This is a genomic window from Nonomuraea pusilla, from assembly GCF_900109355.1.
Lineage (GTDB): Bacteria > Actinomycetota > Actinomycetes > Streptosporangiales > Streptosporangiaceae > Nonomuraea > Nonomuraea pusilla.
On the sequence record NZ_FOBF01000030.1, the window covers coordinates 72,849 to 85,184 of the forward strand.

The window sequence follows — 12,336 nt, forward strand, 5'->3', positions numbered from 1 at the left end:
CGGCCTAAGCCCCCTTATGGCCATGTGCAGAGGTTTAGCCCCTGTGTCGTTTGGTAGCCGACCATCACCTCTACGTGACCGGCATACCGCGCAAACGAAGGGCGCAAACCATGACGCAGACTCTGCCCAGGCCGACGAGCAGGGCCCGCTCCACCATCCCTGAGCTGCAAGAACGCGCCGAGAAACCCCGGCGGGAGCGGCGCCGGCGGGTGCTGCGCGGGGCCGCGCGGGGCGCCGTCGCCGCCATGGCGATGTCCGGTATGCGGCAGCTCACGACCGCGCTCGGGCTCGTCGCGCAGGTCCCTCCCGAGCTGGTGCTGAAGAAGACCGCGCCGCGGACGTTCAGGCGCGTCCCCGTCGAGCGGGGCCCCGCGCTGGTGGAGACCGTCCACTGGGCGTACGGGGCGGCAGGCGGGGCCGTCTTCGCCCTGCTGCCCCGCGCGATCCGCACCAGGGCGTGGGCGGGGCCGCTCTACGGCACGCTGTTCTGGGCCGGGTTCGAGACGGTGCTCGCGCCCGCGCTCGACCTCCCCCGCCACCGCAACACGACGCTGGAACGCGCGACCCTGCTCGTCGACCACCTCCTGTACGGCACGGTGGTCGGCGCCGCCCTCTGGCCCGAACGCGACCGCCGCTGACCGGCTCCGCTTGCGGCCGCCCCTGACCGGGTTCCACTGCCGGCCGCCGACGACCGGCCCGCGCGGCCCGAGCGGCGCCGCCGTGAGCCGGCCCGGCTCCCTTGACAAAGCCGGCGGCGGCGGCAAGGTCGTTCCATGCCTACTTCGACCGTTCCCGGCGCGACCCTGTACTACGAGGCGCAGGGCTCCGGCCCGGTGCTCCTCATGATCCCCGGCGGCCCGGCCGACGCCGGCGTCTTCGCCGGGCTCGCGGCCCGCCTGGCCGACCGGTACACCGTGGTCGCCTACGACCCGCGCGGCAACTCGCGCAGCGCCGTCGCCGACCCGTCGCTCGACCAGGACATGGACGTGCACGCCGACGACGCGGCCCGCCTGCTCGCCGAGCTCGGCGACGAGCCCGCCTACGTGCTCGGCTCCAGCGGGGGCGCGCAGATCGGGCTGAACCTGGCGGCCCGCCACCCCGAGCGGGTCCGCGTGCTGGTCGCCCACGAGCCGCCGTGCGTCCGTCTGCTGCCCGACGGCGAGGAGGTGCGGGCCGGGATGCGGGAGGTGTACGAGACGTACCGGGCCGACGGCGTCCAGGCGGGCATGGCCAGGTTCGAGGCGCTGGCCGGGATGCGGCGCAGGACGCCGGACAACCTGGGCGGCCCCTCCCCCGCCGGGGCCGGGGCCGCTCCGGGGGCCGGGCCGGGGGCGGCGCTGGCCGCGATGGTGGCCCGTATCGGCGGCAACCTCGACTACTTCCTCGCCCGGGGCCTGCGCCCGATCAGCGACTTCGTCCCCGACGTGGCGGCCCTGCGGGACGGCGCGCCGAGGATCGTCGTGGGCGTCGGCGCGGAGTCGGAGGGCCAGCTCGCCCACCGCTGCGGCCTGGCGCTGGCCGAGCGGCTCGGCACGGCCCCGGTGGTGTTCCCCGGCGACCACGGCGGCTACGGGCCGAAGGCGGCCGAGTTCGCGGTGACCCTGGACAGGACGCTGACCGGCTGACGCCCGGGCACGCGCGACCGGCCGACGCCGGGGCAGGCGCCGGTCGGCTGCGGCCAGGGGTCAGGCGTCGGCGGGCAGGACGCGCCGGAGCCACGGGACGAGCACGGGCAGGACGTTCGGCGGCTGCATGGCGCCCGTGTGGTCCAGCCCGTCCAGCACCTCCACGTCCCAGCCGAGCGACTCCATCTCGGCGCGGTGGCGGGCGAAGGCGCCCGCGATGTCGACGGTCACCCCGCCCCACCGCTCCCCGTACGGGATCACGTCGGCGGAGCCGGCGAAGCAGAGGCGGGGGCAGTCCAGGCGCACGGCCCGGTCGTCGAACCCCTGCAGCGCCTCGTACATGGTGACGAACTGCCTGGTCTGCTCCTCGCTCAGCGTCATCTCGACGCTCGACCAGTCGTACTCGCCGCCGCCCTCCTGGCCGCCGCCCTCCTGGCCGTCGCCGGCCTGGGCGCCGGCGGGGGCGGCGGCCGGCGTGGCCGCCATCCCGTGCGTGGCCCTGGTCACGGCCAGCATCTCCGCGTACGGCCCGGCGACCGGCGGGAAGCCGCCCATGACCAGGGCGGACAGCCGGTCGGTCCTGATGGCGAGCTGCAGCCCGCTGAGCGCCAGCCAGGAGTACCCGTAGTAGGCGAACCGCCCGGCGCCCGCCGCGTCGGCGACGGCGAGGAGGTCGGCCGCGATGGCGTCGGGGGTGAGCGTGCCGGGCTTGGGGACGCCCATCACGTGCCCCTCGTAGTCGAACGCCACGACCCGGTAGGAGCCGCTGAGCCCGTCGATGAGCGACCGGCCGAGCGCCGGGTCCATGCCCCACCTGCGCATCTCCTCGGCCCGCTCGCCCTGCGCGGGCGTGGGGTTGACGGCGAGCAGCACGGTCGGCCCCTGCCCGTGCACCTCGATGTCCATCGTGTTGCCGTCGTGCAGTTTCGCCTGCGGTTTCCCCGTGGCCATCCGGCCCCTCTCTCACACACTCCGACGATTCGATACACCGTAAACTGTTCGCGAGAATAGCTTATGGCGTAAAGAGTCGCAACGGATTGGGCACAGGCACGGTGCGCATGGCCGCGCCGTCCGCGCCCACCCAGCGCAGCAGCAGGTTCGTCTTCGCCGGGACGCAGGCGTCCGACAGCAGCGCGCGCAGCTCCTCCGGGTCGTCGTGGTCCTTCGCGCAGGACGCGAAGACCGTCCTCGCCCGCGCCCACAGCTCCGCGCGCAACCCGGGATGGCGCTCGGCGACCGCCCCGGCGATCTCGGTCAGGTTGTTGACGACCAGGCAGTAGACCAGCCGCTCCCACCCGTACGCGGCGCTCACGACCGGCGTGCCCGACAGCCCGGGATGCCGCTCCGCCACGATCTTGACGCCCTCGTGGTCGCGGAACAGCGCCTGCGCCGGGCCGCCCCGCTCGTCCACGCCGACCAGCACGTTCTGCAGGTGGCATTCGAGCACCACCCCGTGGCGCAGGTACGCGTGCAGCACCGGCGGCACGACGTGCTCCAGGTAGCGGCCCCACCACAGCAGCGCGGCGTCCTCGTCCAGACCGTCCAGCGGGTTGCCAGGGAAACCCTCGCTGATCCCCGCCGCCAGCAGCGGCGTCAGCCCCGGACGCAGGTGCCCGCCGAACCCGTCCCTCGGGATGACCGCGAGCGCCTCGCCGCCGTCGCCGTCCAGCGCGGCGCTGCGGTAGCCCCGGTCACGCAGCACCGCGGGCCGCGGCGCGTGGCCGGGCAGGTCGTCGAAGGCGGCGGCGAGCAGGTCGTCCACGACGCCGAGCCAGCGGAGGTCGTGCAGCCACAGCCGCCTGACGTCGTTCGTGATGCGCACGTCCAGGCTGAACTTGCAGAACAGGTCGGCCTCGGGCAGGTAGACCGTGCGCACCGACGACGTCGGCCAGGCGACCGCGGCCGTCTCGCCGAGGCGGCGCAGCGGCACGCCCAGCAGCTCCACCTGCCAGGGGTGGGCCGGCAGCAGGCGCAGCCCGTCGGGCGGCGGCGGGCCGAGCCGGTCGAGCGCGCCCGCGTCGCCCTCCTCCACCAGGAGCTCCGCGGGCACGCCGTACAGCGGCAGCCGGAAGCGGGCGTGCGCCTCGGGCGCGTACGGCAGCCAGTCCTCCGGCCCCCGCCCTCCGCGCGCCTTGGGCGCGGGGTGGTAGCGGTGCCCGGCGACGAGCGCCTGCTCCGAGCGGAGGAACGGGTCGGCGGGCGGCGTCGCGGCCCGCCTGGCGGCCAGCAGCGCCGCCGTCACGTCCCTGCTGTGGACGATCTCCGCGGCCAGCCCGTCGTTGCCGGCCCCGGTGGCCGCGCGCAGCTCGTCGGCCGTCACCGCGACCAGCTCGGCCAGCGGCAGCGGGCGCCAGCCGTCCGGCGTGCGCAGCTCGGGCCCCGAGGGGAAGCGTCCGGCGCGCGCCCGCAGCACGCGGCCGGTGGCGGGAAGCAGCCATGCCCCGTCCACGGGGCGGGCGACCTCGCGCGTCAGGCAGTTCAGCAGAGCCGTCACCGCGAGGGCGTCGGCCCTCTCCCCGGGTGACGGGTCGAGGCCGTCGATAGGTGCCATGGCGACCTGTCCTACCCTTTGTACCGGTCAGGTGTCCAATGGGTAGTTACCCGGAGATGTCACCCGAGACGGGGAGGGCGATGCGGCAGGTCGAGGCGGAGTTCGCGGCACAACTGGCCGCCGTGCGGCCCGCCCTCTCGCACGCCTACGCGGCGGCCCTGCCCGGCGCGCGCGCCGCCGTCCTCGGACGGCTCTGGCGCGGCCTGCTCCACGAGCCGCTGCCCGGCGTGGCGGCCGCGGGAGAGGGCGTCGTCCTGCTGGAGGACGGCCGCGTGCTCACCGGGCCTCGGCGCCTGCCGTACGACCTGCACCCGGAACCCGCGCTGCGGCTCGAAGGACGCGAGCACGACCACCCGGCCGAGCTGATGGCCGCCCTCGGCCTGCCCCGCACCGCCGGGCTGGTCGAGGCACTGGACGACAGCGTGGCCTCCATGGCGCTGTCCCGCGCCCGCGCCCCCGGCGGGGGCCTCGCGGGCCAGGAACGCGACCGCGTGACGCACGGCCACCCGGCGACCGACGAGCGGAGCGTGGCCCACGAGCAGAGCGTGACCGACGGGCACCCCTACCACCCGCTGTGCCGCGCCAGGCCCGGTTTCTCCGTCTGCGAACAGCTGCGCTACCTGCCGGAACACCACCCGATCGTCCCGCTCGACCTGGTGGCGGCCCCCGAGGCGAGCTGTGCCGTCGCCGGCCGCTGGCCCGCCGACCTCCTGGACGGCAGCCGCCTGCTGCTGCCCGTCCACCCCTGGCAGACCAGGCACGTCCTGCCGGGGCTCGGCCTGCGGCCGTACCAGGCGGGGGCCGTGCCCGCGCACCCGCTCATGGCCGTGCGCACGCTCGCCCCGCTCGCGGGCGGACCGCACGTCAAGACCGCCCTGTCGGCCCGCCTCACCTCCGCCGTCCGCGACATCTCGCCCGGCTCGGTCCGCGACAGCGTGCCCCTGTCCGACCTCGTGGCCCGCGTCGCCGACAGGCTCGGCGGCCGGCTGCGCGTCGCCCGCTACGTCACCGCGGCCGCCGCGATGGTGCGCGGGGAGCACCGTCCCGAGCTGGCGGCCATGCTGCGCGAGCCCACCTCGGCGTTCACGGGCCCCGACGAGACCGCGGTGCCCGTCGCCGCGCTCACGCGCGACCTGGTGACCGATCCGCCCCGCTGGCTGGCCTCCTTCGCCCGGCTGGCGCTGGGCGCGGGGCTCGGCATGCTGGCGCTCGGCGTGGGGCTGGAGGCGCACGGCCAGAATCTCCTGGTCGTGCTCGACGGGCGCGGCCGGCCCGTCCGGCTGGTCTACCGCGACCTCGCCGACGTGCGGCTCAGCCCCGCCCGGCTGCGGCACGCCGGGTTCGACGTGCCGCCTCTCAGCGCCAGGCTGCTCAGCGACGACCCCGGCGTCCTGCGCACCAAGCTGTACGCCTCCCTGGTCGGCACGACCTGCGGCTCCCTGGTGGCGCTGCTCGGCGGGGGCGACAGGGCCGCCGAGTCGGCGCTGTGGGAGATCGTCGCCGACGCGGCGCTCGCCGCCTCCTCCGACCCGGCCCACCCCCGCGGCCCGTACGCCGCCGCCGACCTGGAGGCCCTGTTCGCCCCCGGCCTGCCCGGCAAGGCGTACACCGTCATGCGCCTGGACGGCGCACCCCCGGGCGACGTGTGGATCAGCCTGCCCAACCCGCTTGCCACCCACCGCCGGCGGCCCGCCCGTTAGGCGCCGGTCAGCTCGGCCGCCGGGACGCGGCGGAACTCGATCCGCTCGTACGGCCCGAAGTCACCGGTCTCGAACAGCAGCCCCACCGTGGCGGCGTCCACCCTGACCAGGTCGGAGTAGGCCGCGGGCAGCCCTGACACCGTGTGGACGGGCCGCCAGGTGACGCCCTCGTCGCCGCTGGCCCTGATCGTCATGACGGCCCGCGCGTCCGGCACGGCGGGCGCGGAGAACAGCAGCGTGCCCGGGTCGTCCCACCACAGCAGGCTGCCTTCCACCACCGGGCACGTCAGCCCGGCCTGCGGGCGGAAAGGCCGCTCCAGCGTCTGGCCGCCGTCCGCCGAGTACGCGTCCGCCCGCGTGCCGGGCGCGGAGGAGTCGGTGCGGCTGTTGAGGTACACGCGGCCGCCGGGCAGCTCGGCGGCCGTGGTCTCGTTGACGTTGAGATAACCGTCGGGGGTGTCGTCCACGTAGCCGACGCGCCAGGTACGGCCGCCGTCGTCGCTGAGCAGGGCGTGGCCGCCGTCGTACCGGCCGTCGGCGCCGTCCTGGCCGGGCACGGGCGGCAGCGAGTGGTTGCCCGGCACCAGGAGGCGCCCGGCGTGCGGGCCGTGCCGCAGGCACAGCGCGTGGCCTGGACCGGTCGCGTACCAGCGCCACTCCGGGCGCTTCACGCCCGCGGTGATCTCGCGCGGCGGCGACCAGGTCAGGCCGTCGTCCTCGCTCACCTGGACGTACACGCGGCGGCCCTCGGCGGCCTGGACCTGCCCGCGCCTGATCTTCTGCTCCGTCGCCGACGGCCCCTGCCGCACCGACACCAGCACGATCCTGCCGTCGGAGGCGACCACGGGCGCCGGGTTGCCCACGGTTCCGCGGCGCGGCTCGGAGGCGACGACCCGCAGCTCGCCCCAGGTGCCGCCGCCGTCGGTCGAGCGCTTCAGCACCAGGTCGATGTGGCCGGAGTCACCGGCCGAGCCGCGCCGCCCCTCGGCGAAGGCCAGCACCGCGCCGGACGGCGTCACCACGGCCGCCGGGATGCGGAAGGTGTGGTAGCCGTCCGTCGCCGCCCGGTACGGCACCGACGTGGGATAGCGACTCGCCATGCGCGCACGTTACGGCCCGGCGGTGAACGCGGGCCCCCGTCCCCGGCGAACACCGCGTGAAGCCGCCCGGCCCCGAGCGGGCCCCGCACCCGGACGTGAAAGAGTGCACGGAAGGGGAAGGCGTGCGTTGCTGGGAGGCTGGCATGGAGTTCGACGTCATCGTGATCGGCGCGGGCCCCGCGGGGGAGAACGTCGTGGGGCGGGCCGTGCGCGGCGGTCTGTCGGCGGCGATCGTCGAGGATCGGCTCGCCGGGGGCGAGTGCTCGTACTGGGCGTGCGTGCCGAGCAAGGCGCTGCTGCGGCCGGTGGACCTGGCCGGCGAGGTGCGGCGGGTGCCCGGCCTGTCGGTCGGCCCCATCGACGTCGCGGCGGTGCTCGCCCGCAGGGACGAGGCCGTCGCCCACTACGACGACGGCGGCCAGGTGCGCTGGATCGAGGGCGTGCCCGCCGAGTTCGTCAAGGGCCGGGGCCGCCTGGACGGCCCCAGGAGGGTCCGCGTCACCACGGACGACGGCGAGGAGCGGGTGCTCACGGCCCGCCACGCCGTCGTCCTCGCCACCGGCAGCACCGCCGTGCTCCCGCCCGTGCCCGGCCTGGCCGAGGCCGCCCCGTGGACCAGCCACGAGGTCACCGCCGCCACCGCCGTGCCCGAGCGGCTGGCCGTCATCGGCGGCGGCGTGGTGGCGTGCGAGATGGCGCAGGCCATGCACGGGCTCGGCGCCCGCCAGACCACCGTCCTGGTACGCGGTGACGCGCTGCTCGCCAGGATGGAGCCGTTCGCCCGCGAGCTGCTGGCCGAGTCGTTCGCCGAGGCCGGCATCGACGTGCGCACCCGCACCGACGTCGTCGGCGTCGAGCGGCCCGAGCCCGGCGGCAAGGTCACCGTGCACCTGTCGGACGGCCCGCCGCTGGAGGCCGACGAGCTGCTGGTGGCCACCGGCCGCAGGGCCGCGACGGCGGGGCTCGGCCTGGACACGGTGGGCCTGCCCGCCGACGCGCCGGTCGAGGTCGACGACACCCTGCGCGCCACCGGCGTGCCGGAGGGCTGGCTGTACGCGGTGGGCGACGTCAACGGCAGGGTGCTGCTCACCCACATGGGCAAGTACCAGGCGAGGATCTGCGGCGACGTGATCGCGGCGCGGGCCCGGGGTGAGGAGCCCGGCGGGCTGCGCGACCTGGCCGGCGGCTACGGCGCGCCGCAGGTCGTGTTCACCGACCCGCAGATCTGCTCGGTGGGACGCACCGAGGAGGCGGCCCGCGCGGCCGGCTTCCGGGTGCGCGCCGTCGAGTACGACCTCGGGGCGGTCACGGGGGCGTACCTGCTGGGCGACGGCTACAGGGGCAGGGCCAAGGCGGTCGTCGACGAGGACCGCGGGGTGCTGCTCGGCGTCACCTTCGCCGGGCCCGGCGCGGCCGAGCTGCTGCACGCCGCCACGATCGCGGTCACCGGGGAGGTGCCGCTCGACCGGCTCTGGCACGCCGTGCCGTCGTTCCCGACGGTCAGCGAGGTGTGGCTGCGGCTGCTGGAGACGTACGGGCTGTGAGGCTCTGAGAGGGGGATCGGCGCGGGGTCAGCGGCGGTCGCCGCGGGCGGCCTGCAGCGGCGGCAGGCCCTGCTCGACGGCGAGGTCGGCGGCGGGATCGGAGGCGAGGGCGAGCTCGGCCACCGCCTCCTCGACGCTGCCGCGCAGCTCGACGTGCGGCAGCAGGCCCGTCAGCCGCAGCGCCGTCAGCAGGTGGGCCGACGGGCGGGCCACGATGATCCGCCCGCTGCCCGCCTCCTCCATGCGCCGCATCACCACGCCGAGCACGCCGATCACGGACGAGTCGTAGAAGACCAGGTCGGTCAGGTCGAACACGAGGACGGGCCCAGGCGACCAGTGCCACACCGCGTCGATGTGGGCACTGAGCCTGGCCTGGCCGACGTGGTCGAGTTCGCCGGTCGCGCGCACGACGGTGCAGTGAAGGTACCGGACCGTCTCGATGCGCAAAGGATTCCTGCCCACACCGGACAGCTTCCCCCTGAGCACGCTTCTCACGGACGATCAAGGTTTTTTGGCAGCACTTTCCCTTTTAGTGCCCTTTTAACAGCGCTTTCCTTTTCAGCGGTACTTTCCCTGCGTTCTCCACCCAGCCGGCCGCGGAAGCCGCGCCGGTGAGCCCGGTCGAGGCCGCCGGCTCAGGAGCGCGACAGCGCGGACTCCAGCACCGGCGTCACGCCGCCGCACCGCCCGAGCAGCACCAGGAGCGGCGCGCCCGTGCCACCCGGCAGGGACAGCTCGGCGATGTTGCCCTTCGTCGTCACCTCCGGCGCCCCCAGGTCGCCGTCGCGCAGGCTGAACACCTTCTCGACCGTCGGCGCGCCCGCGCCCAGCAGCTTCCTGGTGGCGTGGCGCAGCCAGCGCAGCTCGCCCTTGACCCGCCGCCAGTTCGCCGGGATGACGCTGACCGGCTCCGCCTTCGCGCCCAGGCGCAGCGTGAGGCGTTCGCCCGACCCGAACGTGTCGGGCAGCACCGGGTTGACCACGAGCATCCCGCACCGCAGGATGCGCGGGCCCTGCCGGTTGACGTTGGCCAGGCCGCCCGCGCTGATGAACGACGAGGTCTCGCAGCGGCAGCCGTCGAGCGTGTCGGGGTCGAAGTCCTTCTCCGGCGGCTCCTCGAACACGATCTTGTCCAGCCGCAGGCCCGCGACGCCGTCCTGCGCGACCCTGCCGCGCAGCGCGTCCCTGACGTCCTGGCTGATCCCGTCGCCCTCCGTGATGTCCAGGGCCTCCACGCAGATCAGGCCGTCGTCGGGGATCTCGTCGGCGGCCAGGTCGAAGGCGACGCGGGCGTGCGGGTTGCGGCCCTTCAGCACCACGCACTGGCGCAGGCGGCCCTGCGACCTGATCTGGACGAACCTCGGCAGCGCCGGCCCGGCGATCTTGCCGTCGTGCCAGCCGCTCACGGACACGTCGTCCATCGACAGCGCCATCTTCACCCGCAGCGCCCGGCCCTGGCTGGCGATCTTGAAACCGGCCAGGCCGGACGTCTCGAACCTGCCGACGATCTGCTTGCCCCGCTGCAGCCTGTCGGCCACCTGGAGCGTCGCCACCTGCCCGTTCGAGAGGTGGACGGGCGGGATCGCGGGAAGGACCACCGGGTCGAGGTCGGTGGCGGATTCGATGCTGCTCATCGCGTGCTCCTCGCTGGTCCTTCAGGATCCTGGAAGTCGAATCTGGTCAGTAGCGGGTCGCGCCGGCTCCACAGCCTGCGCACCGCCTCGTGGAGGGTGTCGTCGCCGGGCTCCCCCGCCGTCGCGCCGCGCAGCGCGGCGGCCAGCGCGGCGATGTGGTCGCCGCCCAGCTCCCAGTGAGGAAGGAGCGGGGTGGGCACGTCCGCGCCCCGGCGGCGCAGCCACAGCCGCAACCGGCCGCGCTCGCGCTGCTCGGGCCCGAGGACGCTCTCCCCCTTGGCGTGCCTGGCGATCGCGTCGCGCAAGACGTCGAGGTGCTCGGCGGGCGAGCGGGTGACGTGCGTGACGCCGCAGCCGCTCCACTCCGCCGGGCCCGCCTGCACGACCGGCAGGCCGAAGGCGGGCAGGTCGCTGTCGCCGAACGCGACCCCCAGGTCGGTCATGCTCCACAGCACGGCGTCCGACGGCACCCGGCTGCCGGGACGGTCCGGGAACAGCCAGTTCGCCGTCTCGTCCCCCGCGGCGAACTCCGCCGTCGCCTCGTACATCGGCGTGCCGGGCGCGTGGCCCCACACGGTCACCGTGGGGCGTCCCTCGTCGAGGCCCAGGCGGCGCAGGCCGCAGGAGCGGAGCTGGCGGCGCTCGGTCTCGGTGTTCACCCCGTGGTCGCCCCTGGCGAGCCGGGCCTCCCGCTCGGCGTCCGCGCCGAACGCCTCCCTGCTCGGCCAGACCCGGTGCTCGAAGAACGCGCCCACGCGCTCCGTCAGGTCCTCACCCGGGAAGCAGGCGTACGCCTTCAGCGTGCCCCCGCCCTCGACCCGGACGACGGGCACGTCCGCGTCCGCGTCCGCTTCGGCGCCAGGGTCCCTGCCCGTGTCACCGCCCCTGTCACCGCCCGTCCCGTGCGGGCCCGCCGTCACGAGCGCGACGTCGGGCAGGTCAGGCGCGTCCGCGGCGCCGAACGCCGCGGCGAGACGCCGCCAGCGCGCGTCACCGCGCGCCACCAGCCGCGACCCCGTCACGTCGCACAGCGCGGACGCGACCAGCAGGACGCGGGCCGCCGGCCTGACGTCGTCACCGTACGCCTCGGCCACCACCCGCCCCCGGGGACGTCCCTCTCCCTGCGCGCCCCCCACCGCGTCGCCGCCCTCCCGGCGGTACGACCTGACGGCGGAGATCAGCTCGGCGAACTCGCCGCCACCATGCATGTGTGCCTCCAAGCAACGTCCTGCAGACGTTCGCCCAGGTAGACGTTGCCAGAACGGCGGCGGGCGCCCGGCGCGGAAACACGGCTCTTTGCCTGGCGCTACCGGAAACTGACCGGGCCCCTCACCTGCGTCGACGGGTGCCGGTCATACCGGGCAGGAGGGTCGGGCACTTTACGGAACTGACGCGAACCACATGCCGGGCCTTTTAGGATTCCACCTATTGCCTTATGGGGGGAGTACTGCTCACATGAACGGCCGGGTGTCGAGCGTCGGACGTCTGATCGCGGCAGGAGCGGCGGCAGGAGTGGTCGTCGCGGCGATCGCGCTTCCGGCGGTCGGGGGCACGGGGGCGGTCTTCGTCTCCGCCTCCGAGGAGCTGAACATCAAGCCGGAGGAGCTCGTCGAGCCACCGCTGGCGGAGAAGACGACGGTCTACGACGCCAGGGGCGGCCAGATCGCGCAGTTCTACGAGGAGTACCGCGAGGTCGTGCCGCTCACCGACGTGGCCGACGTGATGAAGACCGCGATCGTGGCCATCGAGGACGACCGGTTCTACCAGCACGGCGCCATCGACCTGGAGGGCACGTTCCGGGCCCTGGTGAAGAACTTCGCCAAGGGCGGCGTCGCGCAGGGCGGCTCCAGCATCACCCAGCAGTACGTCAAGCAGGTGCTGCTCAACTCGGCGGTCACCGACAAGGAGAAGGCGAGGGCGCTGGAGGCCAGCTACGCGCGCAAGCTCAAGGAGCTGCGGTACGCGATGGCGGTCGAGGAGAAGTACAGCAAGGACCAGATCCTGGAGAAGTACCTCAACATCGCCTACTTCGGCGCGGGCGCCAACGGCGTCGAGGCCGCCGCCAAGCGCTTCTTCGGCGTCCACGCCAAGGACCTCACGCTGCCGCAGGCCGCCACGCTCGCCGGAGCCGTCCAGGACCCGAACGCCACCGACCCCAACCTCGGCAAGGCCCAGCGCGCCC

Annotated in this window: 11 protein-coding genes; 5 read left to right on the forward strand and 6 right to left on the reverse strand. The window is 74.9% G+C overall.

Annotated elements, in window-relative coordinates; translation table 11 throughout:
• Positions 1-110: 110 nt before the first annotated feature.
• Positions 111-638, forward strand: a complete 528-nt coding sequence (locus BMX74_RS39335; protein ID WP_256257555.1) for a hypothetical protein — start codon at positions 111-113, stop codon at positions 636-638.
• 135 nt (positions 639-773) lie between these two features.
• A complete protein-coding gene (locus tag BMX74_RS39340) occupies positions 774-1,625 on the forward strand; it encodes an alpha/beta fold hydrolase (RefSeq protein WP_091105524.1) in 852 nt (283 codons plus the stop codon).
• 60 nt (positions 1,626-1,685) lie between these two features.
• Here the strand turns inward: BMX74_RS39340 and BMX74_RS39345 are convergent, their stop codons facing one another.
• Both BMX74_RS39345 and BMX74_RS39350 read right to left on the reverse strand, forming a co-directional pair.
• Complete coding sequence (locus BMX74_RS39345; protein WP_091105526.1) at positions 1,686-2,576, reverse strand: alpha/beta fold hydrolase; 891 nt, start codon at positions 2,574-2,576, stop codon at positions 1,686-1,688.
• A 61-nt stretch (positions 2,577-2,637) separates the two neighbouring features.
• Positions 2,638-4,176: an IucA/IucC family C-terminal-domain containing protein gene (locus BMX74_RS39350; RefSeq protein ID WP_091105527.1), complete on the reverse strand. Its 1,539-nt coding sequence runs from the start codon at positions 4,174-4,176 to the stop codon at positions 2,638-2,640.
• A gap of 38 nt (positions 4,177-4,214) precedes the next feature.
• Between BMX74_RS39350 and BMX74_RS39355 the strand changes: the two genes are divergently transcribed.
• The gene (locus BMX74_RS39355; RefSeq protein ID WP_256257556.1) at positions 4,215-5,876 is read left to right on the forward strand and encodes an IucA/IucC family protein; all 1,662 of its coding nucleotides are present in this window, start codon (positions 4,215-4,217) and stop codon (positions 5,874-5,876) included.
• Here BMX74_RS39355 and BMX74_RS39360 read toward each other — a convergent pair.
• Positions 5,873-6,976: a sialidase family protein gene (locus tag BMX74_RS39360; protein WP_055509160.1), complete on the reverse strand. Its 1,104-nt coding sequence runs from the start codon at positions 6,974-6,976 to the stop codon at positions 5,873-5,875. The two genes, BMX74_RS39355 and BMX74_RS39360, sit on opposite strands and share 4 nt — an antisense overlap.
• Before the next feature lie 143 nt (positions 6,977-7,119).
• On the opposite strand from BMX74_RS39360, the gene BMX74_RS39365 reads away from it, so the two are divergent.
• Positions 7,120-8,520: a dihydrolipoyl dehydrogenase family protein gene (locus BMX74_RS39365; protein WP_055509158.1), complete on the forward strand. Its 1,401-nt coding sequence runs from the start codon at positions 7,120-7,122 to the stop codon at positions 8,518-8,520.
• Between the two features lie 27 nt (positions 8,521-8,547).
• Here the strand turns inward: BMX74_RS39365 and BMX74_RS39370 are convergent, their stop codons facing one another.
• The 3 genes from BMX74_RS39370 to BMX74_RS39380 form a co-directional block, all read right to left on the reverse strand.
• Positions 8,548-9,015: an STAS domain-containing protein gene (locus tag BMX74_RS39370; RefSeq protein WP_082535613.1), complete on the reverse strand. Its 468-nt coding sequence runs from the start codon at positions 9,013-9,015 to the stop codon at positions 8,548-8,550.
• A gap of 140 nt (positions 9,016-9,155) precedes the next feature.
• On the reverse strand, positions 9,156-10,154 hold the full coding sequence (locus BMX74_RS39375) for a hypothetical protein (protein WP_091105531.1): 999 nt from the start codon (positions 10,152-10,154) through the stop codon (positions 9,156-9,158).
• A complete protein-coding gene (locus BMX74_RS39380; RefSeq protein WP_143078924.1) occupies positions 10,151-11,374 on the reverse strand; it encodes a hypothetical protein in 1,224 nt (407 codons plus the stop codon). Before BMX74_RS39380 ends, BMX74_RS39375 begins: the two co-directional genes overlap by 4 nt.
• Before the next feature lie 235 nt (positions 11,375-11,609).
• Between BMX74_RS39380 and BMX74_RS39385 the strand changes: the two genes are divergently transcribed.
• Positions 11,610-12,336 (forward strand): transglycosylase domain-containing protein (locus tag BMX74_RS39385; RefSeq protein WP_177227685.1); only part of this gene is annotated, 727 nt, incomplete at its 3' end.